This is a genomic window from Luteibacter pinisoli, assembly GCF_006385595.1.
GTDB lineage: Bacteria > Pseudomonadota > Gammaproteobacteria > Xanthomonadales > Rhodanobacteraceae > Luteibacter > Luteibacter pinisoli.
This window is the reverse complement of record NZ_CP041046.1, coordinates 1,216,182-1,230,186: the sequence shown is the minus strand read 5'-3', so window position 1 is coordinate 1,230,186 and position 14,005 is coordinate 1,216,182. Positions and strand designations below refer to the sequence as shown.

General features: G+C 66.7%; 16 protein-coding genes. 5 read left to right on the top strand and 11 right to left on the bottom strand.

What is annotated here, in order from left to right:
* Positions 1-341 precede the first annotated feature (341 nt).
* The gene (locus tag FIV34_RS21320; RefSeq protein ID WP_281286830.1) at positions 342-473 is read left to right on the top strand and encodes a hypothetical protein; all 132 of its coding nucleotides are present in this window, start codon (positions 342-344) and stop codon (positions 471-473) included.
* A 264-nt stretch (positions 474-737) separates the two neighbouring features.
* Positions 738-1,661 (top strand): IS110 family RNA-guided transposase, encoded by a 924-nt coding sequence (locus FIV34_RS05610; RefSeq protein ID WP_139980478.1) that lies wholly within the window; start codon positions 738-740, stop codon positions 1,659-1,661.
* Between the two features lie 295 nt (positions 1,662-1,956).
* On the opposite strand, the gene FIV34_RS05605 is transcribed toward FIV34_RS05610, so the two are convergent.
* From FIV34_RS05605 to FIV34_RS05590, 4 genes are read right to left on the bottom strand one after another with little or no spacing between them, the layout of a single operon-like run.
* Positions 1,957-2,547, bottom strand: coding sequence for a PqiC family protein (locus FIV34_RS05605; protein WP_342777382.1), 591 nt, complete (start codon positions 2,545-2,547; stop codon positions 1,957-1,959).
* Positions 2,544-4,223: a PqiB family protein gene (locus tag FIV34_RS05600; protein WP_139980476.1), complete on the bottom strand. Its 1,680-nt coding sequence runs from the start codon at positions 4,221-4,223 to the stop codon at positions 2,544-2,546. Before FIV34_RS05600 ends, FIV34_RS05605 begins: the two co-directional genes overlap by 4 nt.
* Positions 4,220-4,840 (bottom strand): paraquat-inducible protein A, encoded by a 621-nt coding sequence (locus tag FIV34_RS05595; RefSeq protein WP_139980474.1) that lies wholly within the window; start codon positions 4,838-4,840, stop codon positions 4,220-4,222. Before FIV34_RS05595 ends, FIV34_RS05600 begins: the two co-directional genes overlap by 4 nt.
* Positions 4,837-5,448 carry a paraquat-inducible protein A gene (locus tag FIV34_RS05590; RefSeq protein WP_139980472.1) on the bottom strand — a complete coding sequence of 204 codons (612 nt, stop codon included), beginning with the start codon at positions 5,446-5,448 and terminating at the stop codon, positions 4,837-4,839. Before FIV34_RS05590 ends, FIV34_RS05595 begins: the two co-directional genes overlap by 4 nt.
* Before the next feature lie 167 nt (positions 5,449-5,615).
* On the opposite strand from FIV34_RS05590, the gene trxA reads away from it, so the two are divergent.
* Positions 5,616-6,488, top strand: a complete 873-nt coding sequence (gene trxA, locus FIV34_RS05585) for a thioredoxin (protein ID WP_246058760.1) — start codon at positions 5,616-5,618, stop codon at positions 6,486-6,488.
* Between the two features lie 12 nt (positions 6,489-6,500).
* Here trxA and FIV34_RS05580 read toward each other — a convergent pair whose 3' ends face one another.
* Positions 6,501-7,697, bottom strand: a complete 1,197-nt coding sequence (locus FIV34_RS05580; RefSeq protein WP_139980468.1) for a hypothetical protein — start codon at positions 7,695-7,697, stop codon at positions 6,501-6,503.
* Between the two features lie 138 nt (positions 7,698-7,835).
* Between FIV34_RS05580 and FIV34_RS05575 the strand changes: the two genes are divergently transcribed.
* Positions 7,836-8,660 (top strand): transporter, encoded by an 825-nt coding sequence (locus FIV34_RS05575; RefSeq protein ID WP_246058759.1) that lies wholly within the window; start codon positions 7,836-7,838, stop codon positions 8,658-8,660.
* Here the strand turns inward: FIV34_RS05575 and FIV34_RS05570 are convergent.
* Positions 8,641-9,549: a DUF2950 domain-containing protein gene (locus FIV34_RS05570; RefSeq protein ID WP_139980466.1), complete on the bottom strand. Its 909-nt coding sequence runs from the start codon at positions 9,547-9,549 to the stop codon at positions 8,641-8,643. The two genes, FIV34_RS05575 and FIV34_RS05570, sit on opposite strands and share 20 nt — an antisense overlap.
* Before the next feature lie 8 nt (positions 9,550-9,557).
* On the bottom strand, positions 9,558-10,925 hold the full coding sequence (locus FIV34_RS05565) for a DUF3300 domain-containing protein (protein ID WP_246058758.1): 1,368 nt from the start codon (positions 10,923-10,925) through the stop codon (positions 9,558-9,560).
* Between the two features lie 131 nt (positions 10,926-11,056).
* Between FIV34_RS05565 and FIV34_RS05560 the strand changes: the two genes are divergently transcribed.
* Positions 11,057-11,515 (top strand): hypothetical protein, encoded by a 459-nt coding sequence (locus FIV34_RS05560; RefSeq protein WP_139980464.1) that lies wholly within the window; start codon positions 11,057-11,059, stop codon positions 11,513-11,515.
* Position 11,516: 1 nt separating this feature from the next.
* Here the strand turns inward: FIV34_RS05560 and FIV34_RS05555 are convergent, their stop codons facing one another.
* From FIV34_RS05555 to FIV34_RS05540, 4 genes are read right to left on the bottom strand one after another with little or no spacing between them, the layout of a single operon-like run.
* Positions 11,517-11,942, bottom strand: coding sequence for a DUF1622 domain-containing protein (locus FIV34_RS05555; RefSeq protein WP_211352715.1), 426 nt, complete (start codon positions 11,940-11,942; stop codon positions 11,517-11,519).
* Positions 11,930-12,757, bottom strand: coding sequence for a hypothetical protein (locus tag FIV34_RS05550; protein WP_139980463.1), 828 nt, complete (start codon positions 12,755-12,757; stop codon positions 11,930-11,932). Before FIV34_RS05550 ends, FIV34_RS05555 begins: the two co-directional genes overlap by 13 nt.
* A gap of 16 nt (positions 12,758-12,773) precedes the next feature.
* Positions 12,774-13,505 carry a bestrophin-like domain gene (locus FIV34_RS05545; protein WP_139980461.1) on the bottom strand — a complete coding sequence of 244 codons (732 nt, stop codon included), beginning with the start codon at positions 13,503-13,505 and terminating at the stop codon, positions 12,774-12,776.
* 41 nt (positions 13,506-13,546) lie between these two features.
* Positions 13,547-13,945: a YidH family protein gene (locus FIV34_RS05540; RefSeq protein WP_170207519.1), complete on the bottom strand. Its 399-nt coding sequence runs from the start codon at positions 13,943-13,945 to the stop codon at positions 13,547-13,549.
* Positions 13,946-14,005 lie beyond the last annotated feature (60 nt).

Below are 14,005 nucleotides of genomic sequence, written 5' to 3'. Positions count from 1 at the left end.
ACGACATTCCCTGTCGTGGCGAAAACGCTGGGCCATCCATGGCCCACCCCCTGCGGGCCTGATCCTTCCAGCCCCCTCGCGACACTAAACTCGCCTCGAGGGTGGGCACCGAGGACTCTCCCGAACGCTGAGGTTGCGTGTGGGGAGAGCGGGTGTACCGCGTCCGTTGAAGCTGCGTCGGACACTCGTTCGTCCGCGGACAACCTGTGATCGTGGTAGACCCAAAGTGGAAATGGCTTGGTAGCGCCGTTCGTGGGGCATCTGAAGGTTTGGCACGGCCGATGCAACGTCTCTGGCAAAGGGCAAAAACGCCCATCTGCCAAAACCTCAAGGAGACGACCATGAACGCTGAAACCTTCCTGCTGAAGACCTTCTTCGCCGCTGCCGTGCTGGCCTGCGTCCTGACCATGGGGGCCATGGTGACCACTGATGCGCCGGTCGTTTCGGCTAACGCCATTGCCGCAGCGCGCTAAGTCACATCGGGGGGGGCTTTGCGTTTTCGCAGAAGATTTCGCGCACAAGGTGCGCTCCTTATTTGTCCCGATCGGTCCAAAGTAGGTGTCGAGAGCCGGCGTGGCCGACCGTTGCGCTCCTGGATCGACCGATCGCCCTGTAGCCAGGTCGCCACGCCGGATCTTCCCGCCAAACGCCCGAACAGTTGCCCGAGTAGGCGCTCGGAAATAAGGCTGGGCCCGGCGGGAAGGGCTCTCGACATCCCTAGGCTAGCGGAGATCGAGATGAACGGCATCGGCGCGGGCGTGGACGTGAGCAAGGCCTATCTGGACGTGGCGGTGTTCCAGCGGAACGAGGTGAAGCGATTCGATAACGGTGCTGCTGGCTGGCGGGCGCTGGTGAGGTGGCTGAAGCCGTACGGGCCCGGCCAGGTCGTTCTGGAGGCCACCGGTGGTTATGAGCAGCGTGCCCTGGGCGCGCTACATGATGCAGGCCTTCCCATGCGGCGGATCAACCCGCGGCAGGCCCGCTTTTTTGCCCGGGCCACGGGGCAATTGGCCAAGACCGACCGGATCGATGCCAAAACGCTAGCCCACGTGGCCAGCGTGATCGATCTCGTGCCGTTCCAGCCGCTTGATGCGGACGCCGCCAAACTGCGGCAATACAAGTCGCGACGCGACCACCTGGTGCAGAACATCGCCACGGAAAAGCAACGTCGGCGGCAGCTCATCGATCCGATGCTTCGCGCCGATCTGGACGCACACATCGAATACATGGAACGAGCCCTGCACCGCGTCGAGCAGGTCATTTCCGACCTCATCAAGGACACCCCGCAGGCCCGGATCGCCCAGACCATCAAGGGCGTAGGTCCCGTCATGATCGCGACGATGATCTGCGAACTGCCCGAACTGGGCCATCTCAACCGCAAGGCCATCGCCAAGCTGGTCGGCGTGGCGCCACTTAACCGCGATAGTGGGCTCTTCGCCGGCCGGCGCACCACGTGGGGTGGTCGGGCCGGGCCGCGCTCGGCGCTGTACATGTCGGCCGTCACGGCAGCCCGCTACGACCACCTGCTGAAGCCGTTTTACGAAAGCCTCATCGGTCGTGGCAAACCAAAGAAGCTCGCCTTGGTCGCCGTCATGCGCAAACTGATCGTCATCCTCAACGCGCGGATGCGAGAGGCGATGGCCATGTCGGCCACCGCCTGATCGCGAACACAGTTGCTACAAAGCGGCGGTGAAGCTTGTGCGGCACTGAACCGGATGGGTGGTTGTGGGGGCGGCAAGGCCCCTGGGGCCGACGTAAGCAGAGGGCCGCTCAGTGATCGGGTTTCGCGAAAACCGATCTACGGCCCGCTCCGCAAGGACTGCGTCCGGCGGCCCCAGGGGCCTTGCCGTCCCCGCCCCGCGAAACCCGCAAGAGCAAGGCGGCGTCAGCCGCTAGTCACATGCATTCGCTTCAGCGAATGAACCGCTTCCTCAGCGCGACGCCAAAGGCGAGCCCTCAGCGGCAGGCGCCGCCCTGCCCCGCGGCCACCGCCCGGCTCGCCGCCGCAATCTGGTCCGCCAGCTGGCCAAGGGCGCGCTGGTGGGCATCCACGAGGGTGTCGTAGCTGCCGCCCGACGGTTCCGCCACGCGCGACGCACAACTCGCCGACTGCTCGCCCGTACGCACCGACCACGCCGCCTCAAGCGTCGCGCTACCGCCCAGCTCCGAATCAAAGCGCCGCACATCCACCTGGATGGCCACCACCTTCGCATCCTTCGCCCGCGGCAGGCCATGCACATCGTGCGTGCCCAGGCGCGAGGACAGGTCAGCCGAGAGGGCCGCACGGATCTCGTCGCCCAGCGGCGAGGCCCAGCGCTCGCCGTCCAGCACGTTCACCGACGAGCTGCCCGAGCGCAGCACCATCGCCGGCTGGTCCACCTGCGGGGGAACGGCCACCGCCAGCAGGTCGATCGAGAACGGGGCCGCCGGGGCCGCCACGGTGGCGGCGGGCGGTACCAGGGTGTGGAAATGCACGGGTGCCGAGGAACACGCGGCCAGCGCGGCGACCATCAGCGCCGTGGCGGCGTGGCGGGTGAGAGTCATCATGGCTGTCCTTCCTTGCCCTGCTTCGGAGTCGTCGGCGCGACGGCCGGCGGCGGTGCGTCGGCGCCACGGCCGCGCAGCAGCGCTTCCGGGTGGCGGCCAAGGTAATCAGTGAACGCGCGCACCGAGCGCACCGTCCGCTGCAATTCTTCCAGCGTGTTGCCGATGTTCTGCTGCAACGGCGAGTTCTCGCTCAGCGCGTCGTTGGCCGTCCCCACCGTGCGGTTCACGCCCTGCAGGGTTTTCTTCGCTTCCGGCAGCAGGTCGGTGTTCACCGAATGCAGCGTGCCCTTCAGCTCCTTCAGGCTGCCGTCGAGGTTCTGGCCGATGCTGTCGAAGGGAATCTTCTGCACCTTGTCCACGATGCTCGACAGCTGCTCCTGCAGGTGGTCAAAATCACCCGCGATGGTCGGGATCTGCAGCGGCTTCGCGTTCGGATCGAAGGCCACCTTGGGCGCCTTCGGGTCGAAGTCCATGGCGATATAGAGCTGGCCGGTGAGCAGGTTGCCCGAGCGCGCCTGCGCACGCACGCCCTTCTCCACCAGCCCCTTCATGATCCGCGGGAACAGGGTTTCCTTGTCGCCGCCGAGCACTTCGGCCAGCTTGTCGTGGGCCTTGCCCAGGCGCTGCGGATACACCAGTGCGCCCACCACGACCGGGAAGGTCTTCGACGCCGGGTCGTAGTCGAGGTTGACCGATACCACCTTGCCCACCTTCACCCCGAGGAGCTCCACCGGCGCATCCACGTTGAGGCCGCGCAGCGAGTGTTCGAAGCGCATGCGGATGTAGCGTGGCTGGCCGTCGGGCGGCGCCAGCGCCGTCGCCTGGTCGGCGAACAGCGTGTACTCGCTCATTTCGGGTGCGGGTGTTTCGTCGTGCGGGCCCAGCGAGTCCTGGAAGGCCACGCCGCCCGCCACCACGGTGGCCAGCGACTGGGTGTTGAGCTTCAGGCCGTCGGCACCGAGCGAGACGTCGACGCCGCTGGCATTCCAGAAGCGCGAGTCCTTGGTCACGAAGCGATCGTTCGGCCCGTCGATGAACAGCTGCAGCGACACGCCCTTGCCGTCCTTGTCCAGTTCGTACGAGACGATGCGGCCCACCTGGATGCGGCGGAAGTACACCGGCGAGCCGATATCCAGCGAGCCGAGGTCGGCCGTGTGCAGCTGGAAGCGGCGGCCCGGCGCGCCGTGGGTCACGGCCGGCGGGGTTTCGAGGCCGGTGAAGTCGCTCTGGTCCTCATCCGACGTGCCGGTGTCGGCACCGATGAAGGCACCCGACAGCAGCGTGTCGAAGCCGGAGACGCCGCCGGCGCCGATGCGCGGCCGCACCACCCAGTAACGGGTGCCCTTGGTGGCGAATTCGGAGGCGTTCTTTTCCAGGTCGACGACCACCCGGACATGGGTGCGGTCCTTGGACAGGCGCATGGCGGTGACCTTGCCGATCACCACGTTCTTGTACTTGACCTGGGTCTTGCCGGTTTCAATGCCCTCGCCGGTGAGGAAGGTCACCGTCACCTGCGGCCCGGCCGAGATGTAGTGGTTCACCAGCAGCGAGATGCCTACGAGCGCGGCAATGATCGGCACCAGCCAGATGAGCGAGACGCCCATCTTCGAGCGGCGCACCTCCGGATGCGGCAGGTCTTCGCCTTCGGGTGTCTTTCCTTCTTGGGTGTCGCTCATTGCGATTTCCTTTTATCCCAGATCAGGCGAGGGTCGAAACTCATCGCCGCCAGCATCGTCAGCACGACGACAATGCCGAAATAGATCACGCCAGGCAGCGGCTCCACGCGCGAGAGCACCTTGAAGTGCACCAGCGCGGAGAGGATCGCCACCACGAACACATCGAGCATGGACCAGTAGCCCACCAGCTCGACGAAACGGTATAGCTTGGCGCGCTGCCTCGGGCCGTAGCCACTGGCGCGCTGCACGGACACCAGCAGGTAGCCCATGATGAGGAACTTCAGCACGGGCACCACGATGGACGCCGTGAAGACGATGATCGCAAGGTCCGGCGAGCCGTTCCGCCATAGCTCGAACACGCCGCTGAGGATCGTGTTGTCGTCTTTGCTGAACAGGCTTTGCGTCCGCATGATCGGGAACACGTTGGCCGGGATGTAGAAAATGGCGGCGGCCACCAGCAGCGCCCAGGCGCGGGCGATGCTGCCCTGTTTACGCGGATGCAGCGGGTTATGGCACCGCGGGCAATGGGCGTGGGGGTTTTCGCTATAGGTGGTGACCAGGCGGCACACATGGCAACCCATGATGCCCAGGTCCTGCGCGCGCGGGAGCTCGCTCATCGGCGCGCCTCCCGGGTCAGGTCCCACAGGTTGCGCGGGTCGTGGCTGGAGAACACCGTGACCAGCACGGTAAGGAACCCGAAGGCCCAGACGCCCGCCCCCGGCACCACGTCGAAGTACGTATGCGCCTTCACCACGGCCACCAGCACGCCCAGCATGAACACCTCGATCATGCTCCACGGCTTGATCCGGACCAGGGTGGACATGGCCAGCCCGAACGCCGGCGCCCGGTCCCCGTGGCGGGCGAACATCAGCACCCAGCCGAACAGGGCGATCTGCACCAGCGGGAAGAAGAACAGGGTGAGCGCCGTGAGGGCGGCCACGATCTGGGCGCCGTCGTTCCACATGGCGATGATCGCGCCCCACAGGGTGGTATCGGCGAGCATGCCCGAGAAGCCCAGGGTGACGATGGGCGTGACGTTGGCCACCACGAAAACAATGGCCGCCGCGACGATGAGCGCGAACTGCGCGTCGATCCCAAGCCATTGATGCCGCTCGAGCACGGCGCCGCAGAGCACGCACTGGGCGACTTCGCCCCGTGCCAGGTGGCGCCGCCGGTAAACGGTGTCGCAGTGCTCGCAGATGATGAGGTCAGGGGTTTTTTGCATGCACGCCGGCGGTCGAGGCCGGTATGGCCCATGCCGATATGATCGCAAATCCGGGTAAACGGCGCATGACGGAGCCCCGGGCGGGGCCCGGGGGCCGTCGCGGGCTTGATATGCTGGCCGACTTCCCCGACCTATGGGGCATCTTTCCCTTATCCCAGGAGCCTCCCGTGAGCAGCGCCCAGACCCCTAGCGAGCATGTCTTCGACGCCACCACGGCCGGGTTCGAGAACGACGTCATCCAGGCCTCCCTGGAAACCCCGATCCTCGTGGACCTCTGGGCCGAATGGTGTGGCCCCTGCAAGACCCTGGGCCCGATGCTGGAAAAGCTGGCCGTCGAGTACAACGGCGCCTTCCGCCTGGCCAAGATCGACGTGGACGCCGAAAAGGACCTGGCCGCCATGTTTGGCGTGCGTAGCATCCCCACCGTCATCCTGATCAAGGACGGGCAGATGGCCGATGGCTTCGCCGGCGCCGTGCCGGAAGGCCAGCTGCGCGAATTCCTGGCCCGCAACGGCATCCAGCCCGCCGACGGCGAGGCCGGCGCGACGGCGGCCGAGGCGGCGCCGGAAACGGCCGAAGACGCCATCAACCGGATCCAGCAGGCCATCGCGGCCGAGCCGGGCCGCGCCGAGCTGAAGCTCGACCTCGCCCTGGCCCTGATGCGCGCCGGCCAGGTGGACCCGGCCCAGGCCGAGCTCAACGCCTTGCCCGCCAACCTCGCCACGGACCCGCGCGCCGTACGCCTGCGCAGCCAGCTCGACCTGGCCCGTGCCCTGACCGGCGCCCCGTCGCTGGCCGAGCTGCGCCAGCGCGTGGAGACCAACGGCGACGATTGGGAAGCGCGCGACCTGCTGGGCGTTCGCCTGCTGATCGAAGGTGACGTACCGACCGGCCTCGACCAGTTCCTCGACGTGCTCAAGCGCCAGCGTGACTGGAACGACGGCCAGGCGAAGAAGCGCCTGCTCGCCGCGTTCGCCACCCTGGACGACGCGGAACTCGTGGGCACCTACCGCCGCAAGATGGCCTCGCTGGTCTTCTAAGCGGCGCCGGGCTCAGACGAGCATGCCGACCAGCTTGTCCATCAGCTGGTCGAACGGCACCGCGGCGATCCACAGCGGTGCGAACGGCAACAGCGCGCTGATCGCCACGGTCACGATAGTCGCGTAGTCGAACAGCATCAGGCGCATGTCGCAGCTATTGGTGACGATGCCGTACAGGTCCACGGTGGCCGAGAAGTCCGGCCGCTCCAGCGTGGTGTCGTCCACCGGCGTTTTCCCGTCCAGCCAGCGGGCCTCGAACACGAGGCCCATGCTGCGCGCCAGTTCGCCATAGCGTTCCCAGCCCAGGTGGCGGGCGGCGAGCAATACACGCATGAACAGGAACGGCGGGCTTGCCGTGATCACCACGGCGAGCACCGCCGTGATCACGGGCGTGGCCTCGTGACCCACGGCGGTCTGCCCGGTGAGCACCAGGTTATGCGCCATCGTGGCGGCGACGATCACCGCCAGCGGCAGCACCACGGGCGTAAAGGCACGCGCCGATTCGGCGAGGAAGCCCAGCCCACCCGCGTGATCCGGGTGCGACGCGACCAGCACGGGGCCCATGCGCGAAAGCCGCCACATGACGCGCACCCATAGCATCCACCGCCACACCCACGAGAGCGTGAGGCCGAGCACCATCGGCATGCTGACCAGCAGGTGCCACCAACCCGGCAGGCTTCGCGCGTGCGTCACGGGATTGCTTTGCCATGCCGCCCACTCCGCGGGAGGCAGGGCCGCGGCCAGGCTGATGACGGTGGCGTAGGCCAGTAGCGCAACGATCGTGGACGGCCACGGACCCGCGCTGAGCCGACGACTGGACGCCATCAGTTCGAGGAACGCGTCCTGCCGGGAGGGTGGCAGCAGGGTCGAGCCGCCAAAGCAGCCGGCCAGGGCTTTCAGGCGCGGCAGCACGATGTAATCGGCCACGATCAGCAAGGGCACCGCCAGCAGGTAGCGCGCCTGTGCCGTGATGTCCGAGAAGAAGCCGGCGGCGTCCGGGTTACCCAGCCCAAGCCACGCCAACGTCGCCAGTACCGCGAGGGGCAGCCAGGCCAGGCTCACGCCAAGCACGACACGTCGCCTCGCCTCCGCGCGGTCTTCCGAGCGAATCAGCCGCATGCGCCGCAGCAGCGCCACGTGCAGGCCTTCGGCAAACAGGGGATTGATAAGCATGTGGCGCAGCATGGCGCGCTTGCGCCCGCTCGCCATGCGAAGGCCTACGCGGCAAAGGTAGGTAAATTTGCGGAGCCACCTTCCGCCTATCTGCGCTATCGGGCCTGTGGGGCCGCCCCCGATCCTGCCCATGAGCGCCCGTCCGGCGTGATCTGCTGGCGAGGATTCCCTTCGATGAACATGCAACGTTGCGCTGCCCTGCTCGTATGGCTGTGCCCTTTCGCCGTCGCCGCGCAATCGGCTGGCGAGAAGCCTGCGGGCGATTCCGACCTTGCGGAGAAGCTGTCCAACCCCGTGGCCTCGCTGATCAGCGTGCCGCTGCAGTTCAACTACGACCAGGGCTACGGGCAAGGCGGCAGCGGCCACAAAACCTATCTCAACCTGCAACCGGTGATCCCGGTATCGCTGAATGAGGACTGGAACCTGATCTCCCGTACGATCCTGCCCTTTGCCGACCAGTCCGGCGTGGTGCCGGGCAGCAGCGAATCCGGCTTCGGCGACATCACCCAGAGTTTCTTCTTCTCCCCCAAGGCCCCGACGGCCGGCGGCGCGATCTGGGGCATTGGCCCCGCCTTCCTTATCCCGACGGCAAGCGACGCCAACCTGGGCGCGAAGAAATGGGGTGCGGGCTGGACGGCGCTGATCCTGCGCCAGAGCCACGGCTGGACCACCGGTTTCCTGATGAACCACCTGTGGGGCGTCGCGAGCATCCATGGCTACGACAACCGCCCCGCGCTCAGCGCGACCTTCCTGCAGCCCTTCATCGCATACAACACGCCGACCGCGTGGACGTATGGCGCCAACCTCGAGTCCAGCTACGACTGGCATTCGCACGAGTACACCGTGCCGGTGAACCTCAACATCTCGCACGTCACCCGTTTCGGCAAACAGCCCGTCAGCTTCGGCGCGGGCGTGCGCTACTGGTTGAGCTCCACGCAGAATGGACCGCACGGATGGGGATTCCGTGCGGTCGTCACCTTTATCTTTCCGAAGGGCTGACGGTGGAAGGCACTTCGCTCCAGGTCGAATCCGGATCAAAGGTCTTGATCGCCGTCACGGCCTGCGGTGTGTTCTTGCCGAAGTCTTTCTCGAACACCTGGCCGTCGTGGCTGATCTCGAAGGTCATCACGCCGGTTTCGCCGTAGGTCGCCGGCCACGCGAGCAATGCGAAACCATTGGCCAGCTCGCCATTCGCCATGTAGTTGTAGGCACCCCCCGGTGCCGATGCGCCTTGCGCCGTGAGGATGCGGTACCGATACCCGTGATACGGCTCGCCCTTGGGTGGCGCGACGAAGTCCATGCCCAGCGGGCTCTCGGGGACATCCACCTCCGGCGGCCAGTACAGGCCGTCGTGTTTGCCCGGCGTGCTCACCAGCCGCGATGCGTAATGCGGCTCGGCCGCCTTGTCCGCGTTCGTGGCGGCGAACTCGCGCTGGGCATCGTAGTAAGCGAGCAAGGCCTGGACCACGGACGTCTCGTTACGCCCTACCTGGCGCACGAGGATCTCCTCGTGCCCGGCATGCGTGTCGAACGACCAGCCTTTCGCGTCATGCACGAGAGGTATGGGCAAGGTCCAGCCCTGCTTGCCGACGCTGAGGTGGCTCTTCGCACCGTCGGCCACGATGGTATGCGAGGTGGCGTAGTCGGCGATGAACGCCTCGACGTCGTCACGCTGCACGCCGTCGATGGGAATGTACGTATGCCAGTCGGCACCGAGGATGCGGGCCAGCTCTTTCTGGTCGGGGCCCTTCAGGGCAGCGACGAAGGCATCGGCCGCCGCTTCCGGCGTGGGGAACGTGGCTGCGGCGGCCCAGGTCGGTGACGTCGTCGCCAGGGCGGACGTCACCAGCAGCGCGAGCACGAGATGCTTGGGGATGCGGATGTTCATGTCAGCTCCTAGCGACGACGCATGCCGCCGCCCCGCGAGGGCACCGGCCGATTGACGGGATGCGCCGCCGCGCCACCACCTGGACGCCCACCGCCGGCATTGAAGCGCTGGCCACCGCCGCCGGCGTTACGCATGCTGTTCTGGCCACGCTGTTGGACGGCCGCATGGTCCGGCGAGCGCACGCCAGAGAACGCGTTGGAACGCGTGGCGCCGCTGTCGCGGCGTGTCCCGGCGCCGTTGGCACCGACGCGGTTGCCGGCATCGCGATTACCGCGGTTAGCGAGCGCGCCATCGCGCGTTCCCGCCCCTGCGCCACCCGGGCGGTTCGCACCGATCGGTGCCTCGCCCGGCCGCCGCGCCGAGGCGGCCGCACCACCGTGCGTCTGTTTGTCGAAGCTCTGCATCGCCCGCTGCCGATTGGCATCCTGGCCCGCATCGTGGCCGCGGAACGCCTGGCGTTGCTGCGCGCCACCCACGCCGTTATCGAAGCGCTGCCGCGTGCCGGCATCGCGGTACGGCGTGCCGCGCCGGTTGGCGGCATTGTGATTCCAGTTGACGTTGCCGATACCGGAAATGCGGTTATGGACGTTGATGTTGTTGTAGCGATTCACATCGATATGCACATCGTTGTGGCCCCAGTCGAAACCGCCCCACAGCGAGTTCGCGATGGCGACACCCGTGCCGAAGGCGAGGCCCGCGGCAAGTCCCGTCGCCACCGGGTGGTAGTACCCGGGCGGCGGAGGCCAGTACGTGGGTGGGTACGCGGGATACGCCCAGGTGCCGTAAACGACGGTGGGGTTGTAGCTGGGCACGTAGACGACTTCGGGATTCGTGGGCTCGATCTGGATGACCGTCGTCTGCTGCGTCTGCTGCACGACGACCTTCTGCTGCTCCGTGGTCTTGAGGTTGCCAGCCTTCTGCGCCTGCGCACGTAGCCGCTGCACGGAAGCCATCACGTCATCCGGCTGGGCGAGGAAGGCGTCGCCCAGGTTGCGTACCCAGTCCGGATGCGCACCCATCTGGGCCAGCACCTCAGGGAACGCCACCAGCGATTGCACACTGGGGTCCCACGGCTGGGATCCCACCTGCTTGACCGCCGCGTCACCGGTGGCCTTCGGGTTCGCCTTCGACCAGGCCACCGCGTCGGCGACGTCGGAGGGATAGGTCGAAGCCATCAGGATCTGCGACAGCAGCGCGTCCGGGTACAGCGCCACGGGCGCCAGGAACTGGTCGATCTGCCCGGTATCGAACGTTTTCTGTGCCGCGGCGGCCGATGCTGGCGATGGCGCAGGCTGCTGGGCCATCGCGGCCCCGGCGGCCAGGCACCCTGCCAGGCAGATAAAGCGGATCGTCTTCCACACCCTTTGCCGGTTCACGAACGATCTCCTGATGGGGTTTCCTTGCCAGCATCGGTCGCGCAGGGCTGCGCAGGAAGCGCAGTTGTGCGGACGTGCGCTGCGTATAACTACGTAACGGCGTTGCCGCGTCGCTGGGTACGCTTTCACCCATGACGACCTCGCGTGCCATGTGTGCCTTCCTTACCGCCGCCCTTCTCAGCGGCTGTGGCATCCGCCAGGCCGTGTACGTACCGTCGGGCTGGCAGCGCACCGAACAGGACACCTTCGAGCTGCGCAAGGATGATCTCGTCGCATCGATGCCGATGATGGTGGTGAACAAATCCGACGTGACCTTGCACCCCGCGGTGTCGATGCACAGCAAGGGGCATGAGGTGCGATTGGTGGGTGCCATATGGACGGTCGCCGGGCAGCCGCTGCCACCGTACAGCCGGATCGATCCGTCGGCGCCCGTGGACGGCAGCGTGCCGCTGGACCTGCACTGGACCGCGCCGGATCGAGGGAAGGTGGTGGACGTGCTCAGCCAGGGCACGCCGCTGCGCATCGACGTGACCGTCGACGGGACGCCCGAAGTCATCGATATCGACTTCGTCCGGCGCGACCGCTACTGAGTCAGTAGACGCCGCCGGATTCGTGCTCGGCCTCGGCGGCCCTGGGCGCCCCCGGCTCCTCGCGCTGCCAGGGCCAGCGGCCTTCCACTTCAAGAATCAGCGACCAGCTGAGGAAGGTCCGTATGACCACGAGCAGGCCCAGCGAAAGCACGCTTTGCACCGAGCTATCCAGCGCAATCGTCCGCACGATGTCGGCGGCGACGAGGATTTCCAGGCAAAGCAGCAGCGCCCGGCCCAGGCGCTGCTTGTATTGCGTGTAGCGTGCACGCGGATGGGCCGCCTGGCGGACGAGACCGGCCAGGTAGATCGCTGTGGCACCGATGATCGCCACGATGATCAGGGCCGTCGCGAGCAACTCGATGCCGAGCGCGGACACTTCGATCAGGCTATGCGCGTTGGTCGCCGATTCCATGATCAGAATGCCCATGTGAGGTTGAGGCTGGGCCCGCTGAGGCGGACGTCCTTCAGGAAGGCGCCCGCACCATGCTCGTGGTATTCGACATCGCGATAAATGAGCGCGATATCGCCCCAGTGGAACATGTACCCGATGCCGCCTTCGTACTGCTGGGTGCGGTCCGAGCTGCCGGCCCCGATATCAAAGTAATACGGCATGAAGATCGCCTTGCTGGGGAATGGCGTCCAGCGGCCGCGCACACCGATGATCCCGTCCGTCACATGCGTCTGTCGGTGCAGGTGACCTTCGTCGGCGATATCCAGGCGCCCACCGTTGCCGGTGATGCCGAAGTTCCACCCGATGTTGCCCTTGAGCCACAGGTACCGCGCCCCGAGCAGCACATCCGCATAGCCCTGGCTGTTGTGGCCCAGGGTGAACGATCCGGCCAGGGTGACCAGGCCGCCTTTTGCGTTCCATCGCGTATCAAGCCGTGTCGCGGCGCCCAGGCGTTGGCCGCCGATCGCGCCGACGCGGCCTTTTTCGTCGTCGAACTTCACCCAGTCGACATCGCCATAGAGGCCCCACCGGCCATGGCGCACGGTGGCCTCAAGCATGAAGGCGCCACTCAATTTGCTGAAGATGTCGCCATTGGACTTGTTCTCGACGACCGTCCCCTGTGGCAACTGGAACCGGCTATCCAGCGAAATACCGGGCAGCCAGCCGTAGAGCGACACGGTGCTGTGCCAACCGTCGCCCCACGGATCCGGGTCGCTCGCCACGGCGGGCGTCGCGCTGAAGATCGCCACGCTGGTGAAGAGGCACGCCCACGCAGCACGTGTCGTCGTCATGGAGCGCTCCAATGAGTCATGAGCCGTCCGTACTGCGCAGGAACGCGGCGATCGGCTCCTGCGGGACGCGGACCAGGCCCTTGTTCGAATTGTCCAGATCGGCGACGAGCCCCAGGGCCAGCGCGACGAGGATGAAGACCAGCGATGTCGCCGTGCGGAACCGCCCGCGCAGGTAGCCGGTGAGCCCGGCGGCCACGAAGGCGTACAGGGCGAGCGTCCCGAACAGCCGTGCAGGCACGTGCGCCTCGGCCGCGGCCGTCCGCTCGCCCGCGATGTCGATCATCTCGTTCGCGGGGGCCAGCAAGAGCTGGGGGAAGGCCGTGCTCTTCAACGGGCTCACCGAGGCGACGATCTCGGTCCAGAGCTGGGCCTGGACGTCATCGGCACGGTGCGACGCCGCGACCATGTCCTCCATGTTGGCGGCGAGCCCATACGCCAGGCGCGCCGACGCGTACTGCTTCATCAGCGCGCGGGCCCGGTCGCGCTGGTCCGGCGCGAGCAGGTCGAAGCGGAGCCAGGTGGTCCCCATCGCATTGGCCTCGGAGACGACGAGTTCGCGTCGCGTCTCGTAACGGGCAAGGGCGAGCGAGAACGTGAAGCCGATGAGCAGGGCCAGCAGGCCGAGCACCGCACTCAGCGCGAACTCCGCCTTCGTGCCGTCGTCGACCGGGTCGGCGCGCTGGCGGCGGCGCCGCTCCAGCGCGTAGCCCAGCTCCCGGGCGATAAGCATGACCGCCAGCAGGAACACGCTAAAGACCCAGGGGGGAAACGACGCAACCATTGGCTGACCTAACCGCGGGTGCGGATCATGGCGGTGACCAGGGCGGAGATACCCAGGAGGCCCACGACGCCGGCCACGTAGAGGGCGGGCGTCGTCCGTTTGCTTTCATCCACGGCGTTGAGCGACTTCAGCAACCCCCAGTGCTCCCAGATGCCCACGCTGATCGCGCCGATGCCGACCAGGATCATCACCAGGCCCAGGTAGTGGACGCCGGCGTCGGCGCCGTCCGGATGGTCGGTACGCAGGTACTGGAAGAACTTCACCAGGCTGAAACCGAACGTGATCATCGAGAACGAGGTACGGACCCACGCCATGAGCGTCCGCTCGCCGGCGAAGCGGGTTCGCTGAAGCGCCAGCCCGTTGCTCGTGCTGAGATCGTGACCTTTGCTGGCATGCGATGCATTCATGGCAGGCATGCTCGCCCCGCCGGCAGCCACCCGCTACCGAGCGAATACGGCGTAGCCGTC

Coding starts and splice junctions, on each gene's coding strand:
- FIV34_RS21320 (WP_281286830.1), top strand. CDS start 342: ATGAACGCTGAAACCTTCCTGCTGAAGACCTTCTTCGCCGCTGCCGTG.
- FIV34_RS05610 (WP_139980478.1), top strand. CDS start 738: ATGAACGGCATCGGCGCGGGCGTGGACGTGAGCAAGGCCTATCTGGAC.
- FIV34_RS05605 (WP_342777382.1), bottom strand. CDS start 2,547: ATGATGACTCTCACCCGCCACGCCGCCACGGCGCTGATGGTCGCCGCG.
- FIV34_RS05600 (WP_139980476.1), bottom strand. CDS start 4,223: ATGAGCGACACCCAAGAAGGAAAGACACCCGAAGGCGAAGACCTGCCG.
- FIV34_RS05595 (WP_139980474.1), bottom strand. CDS start 4,840: ATGAGCGAGCTCCCGCGCGCGCAGGACCTGGGCATCATGGGTTGCCAT.
- FIV34_RS05590 (WP_139980472.1), bottom strand. CDS start 5,448: ATGCAAAAAACCCCTGACCTCATCATCTGCGAGCACTGCGACACCGTT.
- FIV34_RS05580 (WP_139980468.1), bottom strand. CDS start 7,697: ATGGCGAGCGGGCGCAAGCGCGCCATGCTGCGCCACATGCTTATCAAT.
- FIV34_RS05575 (WP_246058759.1), top strand. CDS start 7,836: ATGAACATGCAACGTTGCGCTGCCCTGCTCGTATGGCTGTGCCCTTTC.
- FIV34_RS05570 (WP_139980466.1), bottom strand. CDS start 9,549: ATGAACATCCGCATCCCCAAGCATCTCGTGCTCGCGCTGCTGGTGACG.
- FIV34_RS05560 (WP_139980464.1), top strand. CDS start 11,057: ATGACGACCTCGCGTGCCATGTGTGCCTTCCTTACCGCCGCCCTTCTC.
- FIV34_RS05555 (WP_211352715.1), bottom strand. CDS start 11,942: ATGGGCATTCTGATCATGGAATCGGCGACCAACGCGCATAGCCTGATC.
- FIV34_RS05550 (WP_139980463.1), bottom strand. CDS start 12,757: ATGACGACGACACGTGCTGCGTGGGCGTGCCTCTTCACCAGCGTGGCG.
- FIV34_RS05540 (WP_170207519.1), bottom strand. CDS start 13,945: ATGAATGCATCGCATGCCAGCAAAGGTCACGATCTCAGCACGAGCAAC.